At 71.9% G+C, this 20209-nt stretch carries 18 protein-coding genes and 3 pseudogenes; 14 read left to right on the top strand and 7 right to left on the bottom strand.

Translation table 11 applies throughout. The annotated features are described in order from the left end of the window. Positions 1-173 precede the first annotated feature (173 nt). From IE207_RS24775 to IE207_RS24745, 7 genes are all read left to right on the top strand, one after another. Entirely contained in the window at positions 174-1517 is a 1344-nt protein-coding gene (locus IE207_RS24775) for a diacylglycerol/lipid kinase family protein (RefSeq protein ID WP_190186506.1), read from the top strand. Between the two features lie 745 nt (positions 1518-2262). Next, on the top strand, positions 2263-3477 hold the full coding sequence (locus tag IE207_RS24770) for a hypothetical protein (RefSeq protein ID WP_229873946.1): 1215 nt from the start codon (positions 2263-2265) through the stop codon (positions 3475-3477). Between the two features lie 125 nt (positions 3478-3602). Then, positions 3603-4436 (top strand): class II glutamine amidotransferase, encoded by an 834-nt coding sequence (locus tag IE207_RS24765; RefSeq protein WP_190186505.1) that lies wholly within the window; start codon positions 3603-3605, stop codon positions 4434-4436. A 61-nt stretch (positions 4437-4497) separates the two neighbouring features. Then, positions 4498-4914 carry an SHOCT domain-containing protein gene (locus IE207_RS24760; RefSeq protein WP_190186504.1) on the top strand — a complete coding sequence of 139 codons (417 nt, stop codon included), beginning with the start codon at positions 4498-4500 and terminating at the stop codon, positions 4912-4914. 38 nt (positions 4915-4952) lie between these two features. After that, positions 4953-6815: a glycoside hydrolase family 15 protein gene (locus IE207_RS24755; RefSeq protein WP_190186503.1), complete on the top strand. Its 1863-nt coding sequence runs from the start codon at positions 4953-4955 to the stop codon at positions 6813-6815. A gap of 26 nt (positions 6816-6841) precedes the next feature. Continuing rightward, positions 6842-7525, top strand: coding sequence for a GAP family protein (locus IE207_RS24750; RefSeq protein WP_190186502.1), 684 nt, complete (start codon positions 6842-6844; stop codon positions 7523-7525). A gap of 109 nt (positions 7526-7634) precedes the next feature. After that, positions 7635-8099 (top strand): DUF6325 family protein, encoded by a 465-nt coding sequence (locus tag IE207_RS24745; protein WP_190186501.1) that lies wholly within the window; start codon positions 7635-7637, stop codon positions 8097-8099. A 28-nt stretch (positions 8100-8127) separates the two neighbouring features. Here IE207_RS24745 and IE207_RS24740 read toward each other — a convergent pair whose 3' ends face one another. From IE207_RS24740 to IE207_RS24715, 6 genes are all read right to left on the bottom strand, one after another. After that, positions 8128-8448 (bottom strand): SHOCT domain-containing protein, encoded by a 321-nt coding sequence (locus tag IE207_RS24740; protein ID WP_190186500.1) that lies wholly within the window; start codon positions 8446-8448, stop codon positions 8128-8130. 85 nt (positions 8449-8533) lie between these two features. Then, positions 8534-9625, bottom strand: a complete 1092-nt coding sequence (locus IE207_RS24735; protein WP_190186499.1) for a carboxylate-amine ligase — start codon at positions 9623-9625, stop codon at positions 8534-8536. Positions 9626-9705: 80 nt separating this feature from the next. After that, complete coding sequence (locus IE207_RS24730) at positions 9706-10041, bottom strand: hypothetical protein (protein ID WP_190186498.1); 336 nt, start codon at positions 10039-10041, stop codon at positions 9706-9708. Positions 10042-10155: 114 nt separating this feature from the next. Then, a complete protein-coding gene (locus IE207_RS24725; RefSeq protein WP_190186497.1) occupies positions 10156-10671 on the bottom strand; it encodes a hypothetical protein in 516 nt (171 codons plus the stop codon). Positions 10672-10675: 4 nt separating this feature from the next. After that, positions 10676-10978 (bottom strand): amphi-Trp domain-containing protein, encoded by a 303-nt coding sequence (locus tag IE207_RS24720; RefSeq protein WP_190186496.1) that lies wholly within the window; start codon positions 10976-10978, stop codon positions 10676-10678. A 38-nt stretch (positions 10979-11016) separates the two neighbouring features. Then, positions 11017-12363, bottom strand: coding sequence for an MFS transporter (locus tag IE207_RS24715; protein WP_229873971.1), 1347 nt, complete (start codon positions 12361-12363; stop codon positions 11017-11019). Between the two features lie 234 nt (positions 12364-12597). On the opposite strand from IE207_RS24715, the pseudogene IE207_RS24710 reads away from it, so the two are divergent. The 3 genes and pseudogenes from IE207_RS24710 to IE207_RS33415 form a co-directional block, all read left to right on the top strand. Continuing rightward, a pseudogene (locus IE207_RS24710) lies at positions 12598-12804 on the top strand (carboxymuconolactone decarboxylase); the annotation flags it as partial. A gap of 88 nt (positions 12805-12892) precedes the next feature. Further along, entirely contained in the window at positions 12893-14323 is a 1431-nt protein-coding gene (locus IE207_RS24705) for a DUF2252 domain-containing protein (protein WP_190186495.1), read from the top strand. A 176-nt stretch (positions 14324-14499) separates the two neighbouring features. After that, positions 14500-14744 (top strand): annotated as a pseudogene (locus tag IE207_RS33415) (TIGR03842 family LLM class F420-dependent oxidoreductase); the annotation flags it as partial. 55 nt (positions 14745-14799) lie between these two features. Here the strand turns inward: IE207_RS33415 and tsaD are convergent. Next, entirely contained in the window at positions 14800-15870 is a 1071-nt protein-coding gene (gene tsaD, locus IE207_RS24700) for a tRNA (adenosine(37)-N6)-threonylcarbamoyltransferase complex transferase subunit TsaD (RefSeq protein WP_373304764.1), read from the bottom strand. 53 nt (positions 15871-15923) lie between these two features. On the opposite strand from tsaD, the pseudogene IE207_RS34190 reads away from it, so the two are divergent. The 4 genes and pseudogenes from IE207_RS34190 to IE207_RS24685 form a co-directional block, all read left to right on the top strand. Beyond that, positions 15924-16055 (top strand): annotated as a pseudogene (locus tag IE207_RS34190) (acyl-CoA dehydrogenase); the annotation flags it as partial. Next, positions 16052-17113 (top strand): enoyl-CoA hydratase/isomerase family protein, encoded by a 1062-nt coding sequence (locus tag IE207_RS24695; RefSeq protein ID WP_190186494.1) that lies wholly within the window; start codon positions 16052-16054, stop codon positions 17111-17113. The pseudogene IE207_RS34190 and the gene IE207_RS24695, both read left to right, overlap by 4 nt. A gap of 115 nt (positions 17114-17228) precedes the next feature. Then, entirely contained in the window at positions 17229-19256 is a 2028-nt protein-coding gene (locus IE207_RS24690; protein WP_190186493.1) for a prolyl oligopeptidase family serine peptidase, read from the top strand. 97 nt (positions 19257-19353) lie between these two features. Continuing rightward, a complete protein-coding gene (locus IE207_RS24685) occupies positions 19354-20178 on the top strand; it encodes an inositol monophosphatase family protein (protein ID WP_190186492.1) in 825 nt (274 codons plus the stop codon). Positions 20179-20209 lie beyond the last annotated feature (31 nt).

Raw genomic sequence — 20209 nt, 5'->3', positions numbered from 1 at the left:
GACGCGGACCCCGGCGGGTCACCGAGCACGGCCCGCCTCCAGGGGGATCGTCCCAAGGTCCGGCCGGTCCTGCCATCCGGGTCGGGCCTGGGCGCCGACGAGGGACATGCCGGGCAGGGTGGCCGCTCGTACCCTGAAGTGGACGCCTGCGTGAAGCGGTGGGAGGTCGCCCCATGAGCACGCGCTGGGCCGCGCGTCTCGCCGTGGCGGCGGGCGCAGCGGCCGTCCTCGTCCTGGTGCTCTTCGGCGGGCTCCGCAGCCTCCTGCTCATGGCCGTGGGATGGGCGGGGCTGGTCGTCGCCGTGGCGGCCGCGTGGTGGATGCTCACCCACACCGGCTGGATCAGGGCGGCCGCCGTGCTGCTCATGGTCGCCGCGCCGACCACCGTCTTGATCCTGTACGCGGCCGTCGGGCTGATGTGGGCCGTGCTGGTCTCCCTCGCCCTGTGGATGCTTGCCGTCTGGCTGGGCCGGGCCGCGCTGGTGGAAGACCGCCCGCAGGGCATGCCCGAGCGCTCCGCGGGCCGGGCCGGGCACCCGTTCCTGATCATGAATCCGCGTTCGGGCGGCGGCAAGGTCGAGAAGTTCCGGCTGACGGAGCAGGCCGAGGCGCTGGGCGCCGAGGTCGTCGTACTGGATCCGGAGAGCCACCAGGACGTGGAAGAGCTGGCGAGGCAGGCCGTCAGGCGCGGGGCCGACCTGCTCGGCGTCGCGGGAGGTGACGGTACGCAGGCCCTCGTCGCCGGCGTGGCCGCGGAACACGACATCCCCTTCATGGTGATCAGCGCCGGCACCCGCAACCACTTCGCCATGGACCTGGGCCTGGACCGGCAGGACCCGTCCACCTGTCTGGAGGCACTGACCGACGGCGTCGAACAGCGCATCGACATCGGCTACCTCCACACCGGGGAGCCGGGGGACGGCAACCCGGGGCGCGTCTTCATCAACAACGCCTCGTTCGGCGTGTATGCGGAAGTCGTGCAGAGTCCCGCCTACCGCGACGACAAGGCCCGCACCATCCTGGAGATGCTGCCGGACCTGCTGGCGCACAACACCGGCGCCCTGCTCGGCGTGCGTGCCGGTCCGCTGGCCGTGGAGGGCCCCCAGGCCGTCCTGGTGAGCAACAATCCCTACCACAGGGGCGACCCGGCGGGCCTCGGGCGCCGGGAGCGGCTGGACTCCGGCACGCTGGGGGTGCTGTGCGTCCACGTCGCCAACGCGGCCGAGGCGACCGAACTCCTGCTGCAGAACGGGCAGGGCCGCGGGCTGACCGAGGCCACCGGCCGGGAGGTCGTCGTCCACGCCGACGTCCCCGTCATCCCGGTCGGTGTCGACGGCGAGGCCCTGTTGCTGCCCACTCCGGTGCGCTGCCGCCTCGAGCCCCGCGCCCTGCGCGTGTGGGTGCCCCGGAACAGGCCCGGCGTGCCGCGTGCCGCGCCGCCGATGGACTGGCGCCGGGTGTGGCGCCTGGCGCTGACGATGGGGCCCGCCGCGGCAGGGCGCAAGGCTGCCTCCTGACGGGCGTCCGGTGCCCGGCCGGGGTCCGCTCTTCGTCCGTCGTCGCGGCACCCGTCCCGTGTTCCACGACCACGACCTCCGGACCGCAGGACGGCCCGTCTCGCCGTTGCCACGAGAAGGTCCCTGCCTCTCATCGTCTGCTCGTCCGGACGAGGTCGCCCTCCGAGTCGTGCGATGGCGGTGGGATGCGCCCCGCCTGGGCTGCGCCCGGTTGTCGATCCCTCTGGGGGAGCGGTGCTCCACCGAGGGCATCACCTCACGTCGCAGCCCGGTAGGAGGAGTTCGTCGGTGACCATCACCCCGGCACCCGCCTGGTGGTGGTCACCAGCCGGCGCAAGCAGCGCCTGGCCGAGGCCTTGTCACGGCGATTCCGCGAAGGTACCGGCGGCGGCGAGCGGGCGGCGCCGGGCGCATGGCGTCGCTCCGGGCCTGCACAACGCGTGCCGCCACCGCGGCGGCGACGAGGAGCGCCACGACGGCCGGCCGGAGGAGACACACCTCGCATTCCGCGCCCCGCTCACACGCCGCACACGCCTCACCGGCCGCACCCGCCTCACACGATGAGCCCAACTCAACGCGCGGACCAGCGGTGCGACGTGTCGAATGACCGGGAAGCGGCCTTTCACCTCAGTCGTCCCGAGGGAGTGCTATGAGTCTGCCGTCCGAGCCGCCCGCTGAGGCGCCCGCTGCGGGGCGGCGGCCCTCGCGTTCCCGGCGGATCGCGGCGAGCACCGTTTCGGCCGTCTTGATCACGCTCACGTGCATCCTCGTCCCGCTTTCGCTGCTCACCGTGTGGGTCCACGACATCGTGCTGGACACCGACCGGTACGTCTCCACGGTCGCCCCGCTCGCCTCGGACCCGGACGTCCAGGCCGCCGCCGTCCACCGCATCACCGAGGCGGCCGACGTCCGAGTCGACGGCGCCGAGGTCACCTCCGACCTGGCGAAGTGGCTCGAATCGCAGGGGCTGCCGCCCCGTGTCGGCAATGCCGTCAAGGCCTTGGGCCCCCAGCTGGACTCCGCCGCCGACGCGGCCGTCTCCAAGGTGGCGACCCGGTTCGTCGAGGGCGACCGGTTCGAGAAGATCTGGACCACCGCCAACCGGGCCGCCCACAACGCGGTGGGCCACGCGCTCACCGGTGAAGGCCGAGGCGCGCTGGAGGTCCAGAGCGGCACCGTCACCCTGAACATCGGCGAGGCCGTGGACAAGGTCAAGGAGGACCTCGTGAAGGCCGGTATCTCCCCGGCCGAGAAGATTCCCGAGGTCGACAAGCAGATGGTGCTCTTCCAGTCCGACAAACTGGCGAAGATCAGGAGCCTGGTCCATCTCCTCGACGTCCTCGGCAACTGGCTGCCCGTGCTCACCGTGCTCCTCGGGGTGGCCGGAGTCCTGCTCGCCCGGCGCCGGCGCCGGGCTCTGGTGACCGCCATGCTGTGCGCGGCCGCCGCCTGCCTCGTCCTGGCCATCGGTCTGGTCATCGCCCGCCGTTACTACCTCGACCACCTCCCGGAGCAGGTCCAGTCGCCCTCGGCGGCCGCGGCCATCTTCGACACGCTCGTGCGGTTCCTGAGGGTCAGCATCCGCACCGCGATCGTCCTCGGGATCGTCGTCGCCCTCGGCGCCTACCTGTCCGGAGCCGGCCGGCTGCCGCGCGGCGTGCGCGGTACGGCGGAGCGCGCGGCCGACTCCGCCGCGGGCTGGGGAGCGGACCACGGAGTGCACACCGGGCGCGTCGGGACCTGGGTCCAGGACCACCGGCGCTGGCTCACCGCCGGTGTGCTGCTCGTCCTCGCGCTGGTGTTCGCCCTGTGGAACCACCCGACGGTGCTCACCGTCCTGCTGCTGGTGCTCATCCTGCTGGCGGTGCTGGCCGTACTCGCGCTGCTGGCGGCCGGTGGCCGGCTCGGTGGCGGGGCCGGCGCTCCGCGTGGCGCTCCCGGAGGAGGGACCCGACAATGAGATGGCCGGAAAAGATCCACATGACGTCGACCGCAGCGCGGTGGGACAGCACGGCAGTCCATCGCGGGGGCGCGTGGGACGGCGGTTCGTTTCCCGCAGTGCCGTAGAGACGCAGGTGATGCCCCATGTGCCGATGGCTCGCGTACTCGGGTACGCCCATGCTGCTCGACACCATCCTGTACAGACCGGCTCACTCGCTGATCGACCAGAGCCTGCACTCCAAGCTCGGAGTGGAGACGACGAACGGCGACGGGTTCGGCATCGGCTGGTACACGGACGAGATCGAATCTCCGGCGCTCCTCAGGGACGTGGGTCCCGCCTGGAACAACCGCAACCTGAGGGAGATGGCGGACCACGTTCGCTCACCGCTGTTCTTCGCGCACATCCGGGCGTCGACCGGGACGGCGGTGCAGCAGTCGAACTGCCATCCCTTCCGGCACGGCCGCTGGATGTTCATGCACAACGGAGCGATCTCCGGCTTCCACCTGATGCGCCGGGACCTCACCCTGCTCGTCGATCCGGCCCTCTACGCCGACATCGACGGGACGACGGACTCCGAGGTGATGTTCTACCTGGCCCTCACGTACGGCCTGGAACAGGACCCGCCGACCGCCATCGCCACGATGGCGGGAGTGGTGGAACGCGTCGGGCACGAGCACGGCGTGGAGTTCCCGCTCCAGATGACGCTCGCCATGACCGACGGCGAACGCGTATGGGCCTTCCGCTACTCCAGCGCGCACGCCTCCCGCTCGCTCTTCTACAGCAGCAAGGTGGACTCGCTGCGCAGGCTGCACCCGGACGTGACGTTCCTGCGGGAGATCTCCGACGAGACCCGCCTCATCGTGTCCGAACCCCTCGGCGATCTGCCCGGCGCCTGGAACGAGGTACCGGAAAGCAGCTACGGCGTCGTGCAGCCGGGCGCCGACGAGATGTACACCTTCGCCCCGGTGCCCGCCTGACCGACCCGAGCGACCGACCCGACCGGCCGACCCGGCCGACCCGACCACAGGAGACCTGGCCATGCAGAACGCACTGATCGACCTGGCTGAGTCCTACGACTATCCCCTGCTGAACTTCTTCTGGACCATGCTGCTCATCTTCCTCTGGGTGCTCTGGTTCATGCTGCTCTTCCGCGTCATCGCCGACATCTTCCGCGACGACGCGCTGAGCGGCTGGGGCAAGGCGGGATGGACGGTCCTGGTCATCCTGCTGCCGTTCCTGGGCGTCTTCGTCTACCTGATCGCCCGCGGCCGCGGGATGGGCGAGCGCGAGTTCAGCCGGGCCCAGCAGCAGGAGCAGGCCTTCCGCTCCTACGTACGCGAAAGCGCCGGACCCAGTCACGCCGATGAGCTGGCGAAGATCGCCGAGCTCAAGAACCGCGGCGACCTCACGCCGGCCGAGTACGAGCAGGCCAAGGCCAAGATCCTCAGTTCCTGATACCGGGCCGGACCGGGACTCACAGGAAGGTGAGGCCGATGCTCCCCTACCCGCCCATCGCAGAGCACGGTCTGATCGGGGACCTGCAGACGTGTGCCCTCGTCTCCTCCGAGGGCGTGCTCGACTGGTTCTGCTCACCCCGCTTCGACGCGCCCAGCATCTTCGCCAGCCTGCTCGACGACAGCCGGGGCGGCTACTTCGCCATCACCGCCGACGCGTCCGCGGTCTCCGACGACGGGCCGGCGGGCAACGCCGAGGCCGTCAGCCACCAGCTCTACCTGGCCGACACCGCCGTCCTGGTGACCCGTTTCCTCAGCCCCGAAGGCGTCGGCGAGGTCATCGACTTCATGCCCGTGCGCGATCCGCACACCGTCACCGACCGGCACCAGGTGGTACGGGTCATGCGGGGCGTGCGCGGGACCGCGCGCTTCAGCCTGGCGTGCCGCCCGCGCTTCGACTACGGGAGGGCACGGCACGACCTGGCGTTCGACGGCGTCACCGCCCGCTTCGACGGCCCCGGCATCACCGCGTACCTGCAAGCCCTGGGGCCGGTCGACCTGGAGGCCGACGGGGCGGACGTGCGCGCGAGCGTGACCCTGGCCGAGGGCGAACGCGCGGCCGTCCTCCTGACCGTCTGCGACGCCGACGGGGCGCCCCCACCGGCGGCGAACGTGCAGGACACGACGGAGGAGTTCAACGACGTCCGCGACTTCTGGCACGCCTGGATCTCGCGCTCCACCTACCGCGGCCGCTGGCAGCAGATGGTCAACCGCTCCGCGATCACCATCAAGCTGATGACGTACGCACCGACCGGCGCGCCGATCGCCGCCGCCACCATGGGCCTGCCCGAACAGGAGGGCGGGGAGCGGAACTGGGACTACCGCTACACCTGGGTCCGCGACGCCTCCCTCTCGGTCCGCGCCATGCGCGCACTCGGATTCACCGACGAGGCCAACGCCTTCCGCAGCTGGCTGCTCCGGCGGCTGCGGGACGGCGGCGCTCCCAACGGCGAACCCCTGCAGATCATGTACCGCGTCGACGGCGACCCGTACCTGACCGAGGAGACCCTCGACCACTTGGAAGGGTGGCGCGGTTCCCGCCCGGTACGTTCGGGCAACGGCGCCGCGGATCAGCTCCAGATGGACATCTACGGCGAGGCCGTCTACGCCCTTGCCCAGGCCGGCCAGGTCAGCAACGTCATCGGCTACGACGACTGGCTGCGCTGCGTCGCCCTGCTGGACTGGCTGTGCGACAACTGGGACCGCCCCGACGAGGGCATCTGGGAAACCCGCGGCGGCCAGAAGGACTTCACGTACAGCCGCCTCATGTGCTGGGTCGCCCTGGACCGCGGCATCCGCCAGGCCGTGGCCACCGCCCGCCCCGGCGACCTGGCCCGCTGGACGGCGGCGCGGGATGCGATCCTCAACCAGGTCATGACCCTCGGCTGGAGCGAAGAGCGCCAGGCCTTCGTCCAGGAGTACGACAACACCGTCCTGGACGCCTCCTTGCTGCTCATGCCACTGGTCGGCTTCATCACCCCCAAGGATCCGCGCTGGTTGTCCACCCTCGACGCCATGGAGACCGAACTCGTCTCCGACAGCCTCGTCTACCGCTACGACCCCGCTGCCTCTCCCGATGGTCTGCAGGGCTCCGAGGGCACCTTCTCCCTGTGCTCCTTCCTGCACGTCTACGCCCTCGCCAAGGCCGGCCGTGTCCATCAGGCCCGCTACTCCTTCGACAAGATGCTCACCTACGCCAACCACGTCGGGCTCTTCGCCGAAGAGGTCGGACTCACCGGAGAACAGCTGGGCAACTTCCCCCAGGCATTCACCCACCTGGCCCTCATCACCGCCGCCCTCGCCCTCGACTCCGAACTCGACCAGGCCGTGGGCGCGGCCTGAGCCTGCCCCCGAGGGGGTGCGCCGCGATGGTGCTCGACCTGCTCCTCATCGGCCTGGCGGTCACCCTGTTCCCACTGCCCATCATGGCCTTCATCCTGGCGGTGTCCGCACCGCGCGGGGTGCGCAAGGGCCTGGCCTTCATCCTCGCCTGGCTGGCGTGCCTGGTGGCCGTGATGGCGATGGTCCTCCTCTTCACCGGCGGGCAACCGCCCCCGCCCCGCTCTCCTCCGTCGATCGCGGCGCTCGTGGCCACGCTGGTGACCGGTGTCGGCCTGGTCGTGTACAGCGAGCACCGGCGGCGCCGGAGCCGCCGTGGCGCCACGGCGGCGGCTCCCTCCGCGCAGGAGGGGGCCGACGATTCCGGGTCGTCGATGGCGTCCCGGGTGGACGAGGCCACCGGATGGTCCGCGGCGGCCCTCGCCGTGCTCCTCCAGCCCTGGGGGATGGTCGCCGCCGCGGCCGCGACCGTCGTGCAGGCCGACCTCTCCCACGCCGAGTCCTTCCTGGCCCTCATGGGCTTCTGCGTCCTGGCCACCTCCACCCTGCTGGCCATGGAGCTGTACATGGTGTTCTCACCGGAGAAGGCCCAACGCGCCCTGCTGAGCCTGCGGGCTTGGCTGGAACTGCACAAGGACCCGGCGATCGTCGTCGTGTGCCTGCTCCTGGGGCTGTGGCTCGTCGGCAGGAGCCTCTACCAGCTCACCGGCTGAGGTGCGGGGCCCGGCGGCGGATGCTGCAATGAGAACACGGCCGTGTCAGGCCGCCGATGCGTTGTCCGGCCCACGCGCCGGCCCGTCGAGCCACACGCGAGGAGCGCTCATGAGCGACGACATCGAAGACATGGGCCCGGTCGACTACCTGGTCGTGGAGTTCCCCGGAAACCGGATGACGGGCGAGGCGTTCCCGCTGCTGGTCGACCTGGTCGACCAGGGCATCATCCACATCCTCGACCTCCGGTTCGTGATGAAGGACGCCGACGGGACCGTCACCGCCCTGGAACTCACGGACCTCGACGGTGACGAGAACTCCTTCGGCCTGTCCGTCTTCGAAGGCGCGTCGTCCGAAATGCTCGACCAGGAAGACCTCGAAGAGGCGGGCAACGCCCTCCAGCCGGGCAACGCGGCAGCGATCCTGGTCTACGAGAACCGGTGGGCCGCCCCCTTCGCCCGGGCCCTGCGCCGCAGCGGCGCGCAGATGGTGGCGAGTGGACGCATCCCCGTGCAGGCCCTGCTCGCCTCCCTCGATGCGGAGGAAGACGCGGCCGAAGGCGGCCGGCCGTCGTAGTGAGCCCAGCCGGGCCGCCTCAGGAGGATCAGGTTCCGAGGACCCTGCTCTTCTGCTGCTCGAACTCCGCGTCGGTCAGGATTCCCTGCTCCCTCAGCGCTCCGAGTTCCTTGAGCTTGTCGATCTTGCTGCTCATGTCATCCACCATCGCCGGAGCGGCAGCGGGGGCGGCAGCAGGGGCGGCAGCGGGGGCGGGTGGGGCGGCGTACTGCTGCTGCTGCTGCGCGAAGGCTTGTTCGTCCTGCGCGGCCCACCGGCCCGCCTGGCGCCGCGACACGCGGTTGGACACCGCCGTCGCCGTACCGGCGACCACCGCGGTGCGCGCTACTCCTCGAAGAAGACCGGGCACGTCGTTCTCCCTTGCTGACGGGGCCGGCCCGGAAGTCCAGCCGCCGGCCCTCCACTGCTTCCAGCATCGCACCTCGGCAGACGACTCACCCGGTGGCTCCCGTGGTGATGAGGTCCGCGAGCGCCGGCAGGCCGGTACCGGCCAGGGCCCGGCGCTGGCGGTCGGCCGCCGTGCCGTGCCGCAGGAGCCGGTGAACGAGCGAACTCACCTCGCGGAAGTCACCGCTCTCCTCGAGAGCCGGGCCGATGTGCCGCAGGAGCGCGCACAGGACGTCCCCGCTGCTGCGCAGCCGGCCTTCCGGGTCCATCAACGTGCTGCTCATCCCGTGCCGGGCCGCATGCCACGTCGCGGCTTGCAGGATCTCCGGAGGGCACGGCGCGAGGGCGGCTCCCGCCTTCTCCTCGGCGATCGCGGTGGCGGCGAGCCCGCGGATGACGCCGGCGAGCATGACCGCGTCGTCCGCCTCCAGCTGCACGTCACAGCAGCGCACCTCGACGGTCGGGTAGCGCTCGGAGAGCCGGGCCTGCCAGTACAGCTGTCCCCGATCGGGGATCAGCCCGGATTCCACCAGCGCGTCGGCCCGCGCCTCGTAGTCGGCGAACCCCGCGAAGTGGGGTGGCGGGCCGCTGACCGGCCAGCGGCCGAAGATGATCGTGCGCCAGCTGGCGAAGCCGGTGTCCCGCCCGTCCCACAGCGGCCCGTTCGCGGACATCGCCAGCAGGGTCGGGAGCCAGACGCGCAGCCGGTTCAGGACGGCCACCGCGGTCTCCGGGTCGGGAATCCCCACGTGCACGTGCATTCCGCAGATCAGCTGCTCGTCGACGAGCAGCCGCGCCTCTCCCCGCATCTTCACGTACCTCGCCGTGCTGGTGACGGGCACGGGGACGACGTCCCGGACCGGCGCGGTGGCGGAGATAGCGATGCGGCAGCCGTTGGCCTGGGCGGCGGAGGCGACCGCGTGACGCAGCCGCAGGAGATGGCCCCCGATCTCCTCCAGGCCCGTGCAGACGGGGGTCGCGACTTCGATCTGGGCCTGGAGCAGTTCGTCCTGGACCTCCCGCTCGTCCGCGATCGGCGCCAGGCTGGCCGTGGCACGCACCTCCTGCACGAGCGGCAGGGGCAGGAGCGTCTCCGGGTCGACCAGCAGGTATTCCTCCTCGACCCCAACAGTGATCATGCTGGTTGGTACCCCGAACCCGTCGTGATCACCCAGGTGATGGGGCGTTTCGCCGCAATAGGGGAAAGCCGCCCTTCGTGTCAGGGGCAGCTCGCCTGCGGGTCGTCATGGACCAGGGCGCAGACCATCTGCTCGCCGCGCCGGTGGTCCGGATAGGTCGCGAGCAGTTCGGCCTTGAAGTCGTTCCACTGGCGGGTGATCTCGGCGGTGGCCCCGGTCACCGCGTGGTCGAAGTTGTCGCCGGTCTTCGAGCGGGGGGACGCGGGGGTGTCCTTGTTCAGGACCCGGTCGTGCGTGACACGGCCGGCGCAGTCGTCGTCCTTGACGCCGGTGGAGTCGAAATCGGAGTAGCAGCCGGTCGTGAGGTCCGCGGGTATGCGGGCACGGGCCTCCCGGGTCCAGTCGGCGTCACTCATGGCGCTGTAACGGCGGATGTCGAGGAAGGGGGCGACACCGGTGCGTGCCAGTCCGGGAGGGTCGTCGAGGCCGACCGGTCCGGGGGCGGCACGGTCGGACCAGTTGGAGTGCGCTTAGAAGTCCTCGATCGTGTGCCACCCGCGGCCGAGCTGCTCCAGGACCTCGCACTTGGCGCGGTCGGACGTCTCCTTCCAGGTGCAGTGGGAGGACAGGTCGCTCTCTCCGGCCCGGACCTCGCCGTTCGCGTCGACGAGGCCGTCGGCCGCCCGGAGCGCGTTCCGGAAGCGGGCCACGGAGGTACGGACGCAGGCGAGGAGTTCGGTGTCGGCCCCGTCCCGGCTGCGGGGATAGTGCGGGACGTAGCGGGGGGCGAGGTAGTCGGCGTTGTCGCAGTGCAGGGGGCCGAGGAGGAAGTATCCGCCGTGGTCGTCGGCATTGACCGCCCCGTCACGGGCGTCGGCCATCTCGGACAGGGTGACCGGCTCCCAGGGCAGGGCCGCCCGGGTGATCTTCTCGTGGTTGCCGCCGGTGAACGCGACCGCGGGCCCGGTCGCCCCGGCGGCGAGGGCGATCAGGAAGGCGGCCGCGACCATCGCCCGTGGCCGGCCGGGCGGCAGGCGGTGCGACACGTGATCACGAGGCCCGGGACCGGGACGCCGAGCCCTTGCCCCGTGCCGGCCGCTTGGTCCGCGGCACCGCGGCCTCGGCCGGTACGGTGGGCCACTTGAGTTCGAGCTCCAGCTCGATCTGCCCGTCGCCGACCTCGACCTCGATCTCGGTGCGGAGCTCCTCCGGGATCCGCAGGCTCAGCGTCCCGGAGCCGAATTCCAGTTCGGCGTCGCCGCCCTGCCTCAGTGCCTCTGCGAGCGCGGAGAGCTGGTCCGCGGCCTCGAGGCGCGACAGGGAACTCTTCTGTTCGAACGTGAGGTCCTTCACGGATGTCACCAATCCGCTGCCCCGACAGCTCTCGACGGCTAGGGAACGGTGCTTGGCCCCGTGCCCCGGGGTAGGAACGCCGCTGCGGCGAGACCGGCGAGCCCGAAGACGGCCAGTGTGATCATCGCGGCGGCGTAGGCGTGGGTGGTAAGGCCGGCGACGAGGATGGTGCCGGCGATCGCGGTGCCGAGGGACGAGCCGAGGTTGGACACGCTGCGCGACAGCCCGGAGATCTCGCCCTGCTGCTCCTCCGGGAAGATCGACTGCACGATGTTGACCGACGGGGTCAGCATCACGCCGAGCCCCAGGCCGATCAGCAGCAGCCCGGGCGCGAAGGCCCAGGGACTCGGCGAGCCGCCCACCATAGCCAGCAGGACGGCGATACCGGCGGTCGTCAGCACGAAGCCCGTCATGATCAGAGTGCGCTGTGCGTGCCGCTGCGCGAGGCGGGCGGCGGCCAGGGACGACACCAGCAGGCCGAGCGTGGCCGCCGTGAAGATCACGCCGGTCTGGATCGCGTCGTATCCGCGTACGACCTGGAGATAGGCGGCGACGACGAACGACGTCCCCATGAGCACCAGCCACTGGATGTTCTGCGTGACGAGACCGAGGTTGGACGTGCGGCTGCGGAACAGGCTCGTCGGCAGGAGCGGCTCCTTGCCGGCCCGCTCCTTGGCCCGCACCGACATGAAGAACCACAGCAGGACGAGCGCACCGAGGACGATCAGGGCGAGCATCAGCCAGACGTTGTCGTCGGCCGCCAGGATTCCCGTGACGAGCAGGATGAGCCCGACGGCGGAGAGGACCGCTCCACCGGTGTCGAAGGGGCGCGTCGGATCGGGCGGAACGGGGTCCTCGATATGGCGGCTCAGGATGATGATCAGAGCGATCACCACGGCCTGGAACACGAAGGCCGCGCGCCAGCCGATGGCCGAGGTGATGAGCCCCCCGATCAGCGGCCCGGCGGCCGCGCCGATGCCACCCAGGGCCATGATGGTCCCGAAGGCGCGGGCGCGTGAGGTCATGTCCGCGAAGAGCAGCGTCGTCAGGATGTAGACGGGCGGGATGAGCAGCGCCGTGCCGATGCCTTCGAGGATCGAGTTGCCGAGGATGAGGACGCCCAGGCCCGGCGCGGCCGCGCTCAGCAGGGCGCCGACACCGTAGACGGCGAGACCGGTCAGGAAGCACCGCTTGCGTCCGTAGCGGTCGGTCAGCTTGCCGCCGGGGATCATCAGCGCCGCCATGACCAGGAGGAAGATCGTGATCGCGACCTGCACGCCCTGCACGGTCGTATCGAGGTCCCTGCTGATGTCGTTGATCATCACGTTCATGTTCGAACCGGCGAAGCTGCAGATGAACTGGGCGAGGGCGAGCGGGGCCAGCACGCCGCGCTTGGCGCCGGACGTGCGTCCCGTGGTGTCCGCTTCAGCCACCAGCGCCGCTCCCTCCGCCGCGTCGGCCGCCGCCATCGGCGTGCCCTGCCTCAAGACTGCGCCCCGGCCCGGACCGCCGCACTCCGGACCGGGAGGCCGGTGCCCCGCGCGGGGCACCGGGTGAGGTCCTAGGGTTGAAACGAAGGAACACCCGTGGGCACTCAGGAGGACAGAGGCATGTCCACCGCATCGGACGCCCCGCCGATCTCCTGCGCAGCCCACATCGATCCCGCCCTCCAGGCGGGGCTGACCGCCGAGCCGTTGGAGGACCTGCTGGTCGCGATCGCCCCCGTCGTGGGCCCCGCCCGCGTCATGACGGCAGCCGGCGACATCGCCACGGCGCCGGGCATCGCCGTCGCCGTCGCCGAGGCCGGGATCGAGATGCGGGGCTGACGCGGACGCCCCGGGCCACCACGGGAACGCCGCGCGGACAGGGCGTTGTTCGAGTGCTGAGGATGCAGGTCCAGGCAGGAGCAGACTGATGTCCCAGAGCAGGACCGCCGCGATGCGCGCGGTGCCCGGCAGCACACCCCAAGAACGCGCTGCCCAGGGCAAGGAGGCCCGCAGCCGCTCACCCCGTTCGGGGCACGCCGTGTACCGGCCGTCTCCGGACCGGCCGGACCCGCTGGCCATCCTGGAAGAGCAGTCCGAGGCCCGGGTACCCGAGCTGATCCCGATCCGCTACGGCAGGATGGTGGAATCGCCCTTCCGGTTCTACCGGGGAGCCGCCGCGATCATGGCCTCCGACCTGGCGGGCAGTCCCGACTCGGGCATCACGGTCCAGCTGTGCGGGGACGCGCACCTGCTGAACTTCCGGCTGCTGGCCTCTCCGGAGCGGAGGCTGATGTTCGACATCAACGACTTCGACGAGACCCTGCCCGGCCCCTGGGAGTGGGACGTCAAACGGCTGTCGGCGAGCTTCGTGATCGCGGCCCGGGCGAACGGCTTCGACGACGCCGAGCGCGCGCGCATCGTGGGCGCCGCCGTGCGCTCGTACCGCGAGGCGATGCGCGGCTTCGCCGGCATGGGCAACCTCGACGTCTGGTACACGAAGATCGATCAGGACCGTCTGGAGGCCCTCGGCACGGACCAGCTCGACAAGGGCGGCCGGAGGAAACTGGCCCGTGCCATGGCGAAGGCCCGTACGCGAGACGGGCTGCAGGCCTTCGACAAGCTCACGGAGCTGGTCGACGGCCGTCCGCGCATCGCGGCGGCCCCCCCGCTGCTGGTGCCGCTCACGGAACTGCTGCCGGACGCCGAGCGCACCGAGATGGAGGACCGGTTCGAGCGCCTGATTGAAACCTACGGCCGCTCGATGACGAGTGACCGGCGGGTCCTCCTGGAGGACTACCGGCTGGTGGACATGAGCCGCAAGGTGGTCGGCGTCGGCAGCGTCGGGACCCGCTGCTGGATCCTGCTGCTGCTCGGCCGCGACGGCCGGGACCCGCTCCTCTTGCAGGCCAAGGAGGCCGGCCCCTCCGTGCTCGCCGACCACCTCGGTGCGAGCCGGTACCTCAACCAGGGCGAGCGCGTCGTCTCGGGACAGCGGTTGATGCAGGCGGCGAGCGACATGTTCCTGGGCTGGGAGCGCGTGGACGGGATCGACGGCAGGCAGCGCGACTTCTACATCCGGCAGCTGCGCGACTGGAAGGGGATCGCCATGCCGGAGACGATGCCGCCCGCACAGTTGGCGGTGTTCGCCGAACTGTGCGGTCTCACTCTCGCCCGTGCGCACGCGCGGTCGGGCGACCGGATCGCGATCGCCTCCTACCTGGGCCGCGGCGAGGCCTTCGACCGGGCGCTCGTCACCTTCGCCGAGGCGTACGCCGACCAGAACGAGCGCGACCACCAGGCCCTGGTCGACGCGGTGCGCGCGAACCGGCTGCCGGCGGAGGAACTTCCGGCGCTCTGACCGCGTGCCACCGTGCACCGCGCCACCGGCGCCCCTTGACCTGATGTCAGGGGGCGCCGGCCGTCGTGGCGCCGCCCGGGTGCGCGGGCGGCTGCTCGGCGGGCGGAGCAGGCGGATGGGGCCGTGCCCGTGGCAACGGTGGCGACGGCGTGCCTATACCGGAGGGTGCACCCGTACTGGTCGGCAACCACGTCGCCGACCTCGTCTCCCGCTACGGCGAACACTCCTCGATGGTCCCGGACGCCCTCACCGGGCGCATCAAGTGCCGTGAAGGCTACGACCACAGCCGCCACGCCGCGCCGGTGACCCGTCGGCCGACTTCGTCCCCGACGGGATCGTGGACCGCTTCTGCCTGCTGGGGCCGCCCGGCGCCCACATCGACGAGGACACGATCGACGTCTACGGACAGAAGGTCGTCCCGAACCCGCGCCGACCACCCGGTGGTCGCGGGGCGAGCGGGGCCGGGCCGGGCCGGGTCAGGCGGCTCTGGTCGAAGCGGCGGGCAGCGGGGTCAGGCAGGCGTACTCCAGCGGCGCGGACGGGTCGATGGTCACGTCCAACGGCGCGGGTTCGGCTCCGGCGCGGACGAGGAGGTCTCCCACCGCCGCGATCATGGCCCCGTTGTCCGTGCACAGCGTCATCGGCGGCACGCGCAGTCCGATCCCCGCCGAGGCGCACCGCCGCTCGGCCAGGGCGCGTACGCGCGAGTTCGCCGCGACGCCGCCGACCACGACCAGCGTCTTCACGTCGTACGCGCGGCAGGCGGCGAGCGCCTTGCGGGTCAGCACGTCGGCGACGGCCTCTTGCAGCGCGGCGGCCCCGTCCGCCACGGACGGCTCCGCACCGCGCAGGCGGTGCTGCTCGACCCAGCGGGCCGCCGCCGTCTTGAGGCCGGAGAAGGAGAAGGCGTACGGGTCGTCCCCCGGCCGGGTCAGCGGGCGCGGGAAGACCACCGCCTTCGGGTCGCCGTCCCGGGCGGCCCGGTCGATCGCCGGGCCGCCCGGATACGGCAGCCCCAGGATCCGTGCCACCTTGTCGAAGCACTCGCCCGCCGCGTCGTCCCGGGTGTCCCCGAGGTGCAGGATCGGCTCGCGCACCAGGTCCCGTACGAGCAGCAGCGAGGTGTGGCCACCGGAGACGATCAGCACCACGCACGGCTCGGGCAGTGGCCCGTGCTCCAGGGTGTCGGCGGCGACGTGACCGGCCAGGTGGTGCACCCCGTACAACGGCACCCCGGCCGCGTAGGCGAGGGTCTTCGCCCCCGCCAGGCCCACCTGGAGCGCACCCGACAGACCGGGCCCGGTGGTGACGGCGACCGCGTCGATCCCGCTCAGCCGCAGACCGGCCTCGTCCAGAGCCCGGCGTACCACCGGGTTGAAGGCGTGCAGGTGCGCCCGGGCGGCGATCTCCGGGACCACACCACCGAACCGTGCGTGCTCGTCCATGCTCGACGCCACCACGTGCGCGAGCAGCTTCCCGTCCCGCACGATCCCCACCCCGGTCTCGTCGCACGACGACTCGATCCCGAGCACCACTGGTCCGCCCACTCCGTCACTCCTTCTCGCCTTGAACCCGCAACTGCAATATATGTGCAACAAGAGGGGGTGGCTGCCGGAGCGCATACGGTGGCGAGGAGATCGTCCGCGATCTCCGTGTGCACCAGAACCTGGAAGGGACCAACCAGATCATGCGCGTCACCGTCGTCCGCCGCCTCATGCAGGACCCGCGATGACCGGGGAAGCAGACGTCCTCGTCCAGGTCGAGGGCCGCACCGGCCGGCTGGTCCTCAACCGTCCGAAGGCACTCAACGCCCTCAGCCACTCCATGGTGCTGCGGATCGCGCAGGCCCTGACCGCGTGGCGCGACGACCCGGCCGTGGAGGCGGTGGTGATCTCCGGAGCGGGGGAGCGCGGCCTGTGCGCGGGCGGGGACATCCGGGCGATCCACGCGGACGTAAGGGCGGGCGGCACGGCCTCGGCGGACTTCTGGCGGGACGAGTACCGGCTCAACGCGCTGATCGCCCGCTACCCCAAGCCCTACGTCGCCCTGATGGACGGCATCGTGATGGGCGGCGGCGTCGGGATCTCGGCCCACGGCACCGTGCGCGTCGTCACCGAGCGCTCCCGCGTCGCCATGCCCGAGACCGGCATCGGCTTCGTCCCCGATGTCGGTGGTACCTACCTCCTCGGGCGGGCACCGGGTGAGCTCGGCACCCACCTCGCCCTGACGGGTGTGGCCGTCGGCGCCGGCGACGCACTGCTGTGCGGCCTCGCCGACCACTTCGCGCCCGCCGAGCGGCTCGGCGCGCTGGTGGCGGACCTCGCGCGCAGGCCCGTACCCGACGCCCTCGCCGCGCACGCGGACCGGGCGCCCGCCGGTGAACTGGCGGCCCACCGCGAGTGGATCGACGACTGCTACGCCGCCGACACGGTGGAGGACATCGTCGCCCGGCTCCTTCGCAGCGGAGTACCCGCGGCGAAGGAGGCCGCGCAGACGCTGGCCGCGAAGTCCCCGACCGCGCTCAAGGTCACCCTGGCGGCGCTGCGCCGGGCCCGGAGCCTCGGACCGCTGGAGCGCGTACTGGAGCAGGAGTACCGCGTGTCCTGCGCCGCCCTGGCCTCGCCCGACCTGGTCGAGGGCATCCGGGCCCAGGTCATCGACAAGGACCGCAGCCCCCGCTGGTCGCCCGCCGACCTCGCACAGGTCCGCGACGAGGACGTGGCCCGCTACTTCGCCCCGCTCGGCCCCGGCCGCGAACTGGCCCTGTCCGCACCCGGCTCCCCGCGGTAGACGCCCTGGTGACCACGGGCGGAACGCCGCCGCCCGCCCCCGACGTCGTCACCGGTGCGGCCCCTCACTCCTCCCGGGGTGAGGGGCCGGCTCTTCTGCGTCCCAACCGGCCGTGATGCGAGGACAATCGGTCGACGTGACGGATGAAGACGCGTACCTGTGGCTGGAGGACGTGGAGGGCGCGGACGCGCTCGCCTGGGTGGCGGAGCGGAACGCGGAGACGCTCTCCGCGCTGACCCGCGGGCCCGGTTTCGAAGCGATGCGGCGGGAGGTGCAGGAGGCCCTGGACGCCACCGACCGGATCCCCTACACCGTCCGCCGTGGCGCGTTCCTCTACGACTTCTGGTGCGACGCGGCGCACCCGAAGGGCCTGTGGCGGCGTACGACACTGGAGCAGTACCGCAAGGACGCGCCCGAGTGGGAGGTGCTCCTGGACGTCGACGCGCTCGGCGCCGACGAAGGCGTGGAGTGGGTGTGGGACGGGGCGCAGGTGCGCTACCCCGACTACCGGCGGGCGCTGGTGACCCTGTCCCGGCAAGGCGCGGACGCCGTCGTGGTCCGGGAGTTCGACCTCGGCACGCGCACGTTCGTCCCGGGCGGGTTCGAGGTGGGGGAGGCGAAGACCAGGATCGGCTGGATCGACGCCGACCACGTGTACGTGGGCACCGACACCGGACCGGGCTCCCTCACCGACGCCGGCTACCCCCGCACCGTACGCCGGTGGCGCCGCGGCACCGCCCTGGCACAGGCGCAGCCCGTCTTCGAGGCCGCGGCGGGTGACATCGCGGCCACGGGCTGGCGGGACCCCACGCCCGGATTCGAACGGGACTTCGTCTCCAGGACCCGGGACTTCTGGCACGACGAGCTGTTCCTCCTGGCCGCCGACGACACGCCGGTACGCCTCGACGTGCCGGACGACGCGGGCAAGTACGCCTGGAAACGGTGGCTCGTCGTCACCCCGGAGTCCCCGTGGCTGGGGCACCCGGCCGGCTCCCTCCTCGCCTTCGACTTCGAGGCGTACCTCACCGGTGACCGCACCGCATCCGTACTGTTCGCCCCCGACGGGCGCACCGCCCTGGCCGGGCACAGCTGGACCCGCCACCACCTGATCCTGGAGACCCTGTCCGACGTCGCGACCCGGATCGAGATCCTCACCCCCGGCCCCGGCGGGCAGTGGGCGCGCCGACCGCTGGCGGACGTGGCGCCCCTGTCGTCCGCGGGCATCACCGACACGGACCCCGAAGTCGGCGACGAGTACTTCCTCGACGTCGACTCCTTCCTCCAGCCGTCCACCCTCTACCGGGGCGAGATCGGCGGAGCCACCGAGACCCTCAAGCAGGCCCCCGCCCACTTCGACGCCACGGGAATGACGGCGCGGCAGTACTTCGCCACCTCGGCGGACGGCACCCGGGTGCCGTACTTCGTCGTCGGCCCCGACGGCCGGCCCGGCCCCCGGCCGGTGCTGCTGTACGGGTACGGCGGCTTCCGGGACCTGCAGACACCCCGCTACAGCCCGGTCACCGGCCGGGCCTGGCTCGCCCGCGGCGGCACCTACGCCGTGGCCAACATCCGCGGCGGCGCCGAATACGGGCCGGCCTGGCACCGGGCAGCCCTCCGCGCCGACCGGCCCCGCGCGTTCGAGGACTTCGCCGCCGTCGCCCGCGACCTGACCGCCCGAGGCACCACCACCCCCGCACAGCTCGGGGCCGTCGGCGCCAGCAACGGCGGCCTCCTCATGGGCGCCATGCTCACCCGCTACCCACAGCTGTTCGGCGCGATCGTCGCCAAGGTCCCCCTGCTGGACATGCTGCGCTTCCACAAGCTCCTGGCGGGCGCCTCCTGGACCGGCGAGTACGGCGACCCGGACGACGAAGCCGACCGCCCCCACCTGCGGGCGATCTCCCCCTACCACCAGCTGGCCGCCGGCCGGCCGTACCCGCCGCTGCTCCTGATGACCTCCACCCGCGACGACCGCGTCCACCCCGCCCACGCCCGCAAGACCGCCGCGCGCCTGCGCGAACTCGGCCACCGGGTCCACTTCTACGAGAACACCGGCGGCGGCCACGGCGGCGCCACCGACAATGCGCAGGCCGCCTTCAACCAGGCCCTCGCCCACACCTTCCTGTGGCAGCACCTCGGCTGAGCACGGCCGGGCACGGACACCTGCCGTCCACCGGGAGTGCTCCGGGCCGCCGGGACAGCGGGTGGGGTTTGTCAGCCGGACGTGGTGTGATGGAGGCATGATCACAGAATTCCCGGCCCCTGACCTGTCCGCCGTCGAGGAAGCCGTCCGCAAGGCGGCCGCGGTCGAGATCATGCCGAGATTCCGGCAGCTCGCCGAGCACGAGGTCGACGAGAAGAGCGGCCCGCACGACCTGGTGACCGTCGCCGACCGCAAGGCCGAGGAGTACCTCACGGCCTCGCTGACCCGTCTGCTGCCCGGCTCCGCCGTCGTCGGCGAGGAGGCCGTGCACGCCGACCCCACGGTGTACGCGGCGCTGCGCGCCGACGCGCCCGTGTGGATCGTCGACCCCGTCGACGGCACCCGGCAGTTCGTGGGCGGCGACCCCGGCTTCTGCACCCTGGTCGCGCTGGCCCACCGAGGCGAGATCCTCGCCTCCTGGACCTACGCCCCGGCGCTGGACGAGCTGGCGACCGCCGTGCGAGGCGAAGGCGCCTACGTCAACGGCGAGCGCATCCACAGCGGTTCCCCGGAGCCCGGCGCCGTGCTGCGCGTCGCCATGGCCCACCCGCTGTACACCTCCGACGAGGACAAGCGCGCCCTGGCCCGGCTCGACGTGCCCGGGGTCGCGGCCCGCCCCTGCGGATCGGCCGGCCTGGAGTACCTCAAGGTGGCCCGCGGCGAGATGGACGGACTGGCCTTCACCTGGCCCTCGGCGTGGGACCACGCGGCCGGGCTGCTGTTGGTCGCCGAGGCGGGCGGCGCGCAGAGCACCGTCGCCGGTGTGCCCTTCCGGGTGGACCGGGACAACGCGCTGCCCTTCGCCGTGGGCCGCGACGAGGCGACGGCGGTCCGGATCCGCGAGCTGCTACGCGGCGAATGACGGGCCGCCCCCGCCGTGTGTTCAATACAGT

The sequence above is a fragment of the Streptomyces cirratus genome (assembly GCF_014650775.1).
GTDB classification, from domain to species: Bacteria; Actinomycetota; Actinomycetes; order Streptomycetales; family Streptomycetaceae; genus Streptomyces; species Streptomyces cirratus.
This window is presented reverse-complemented; position numbering and strand designations above follow the sequence as displayed.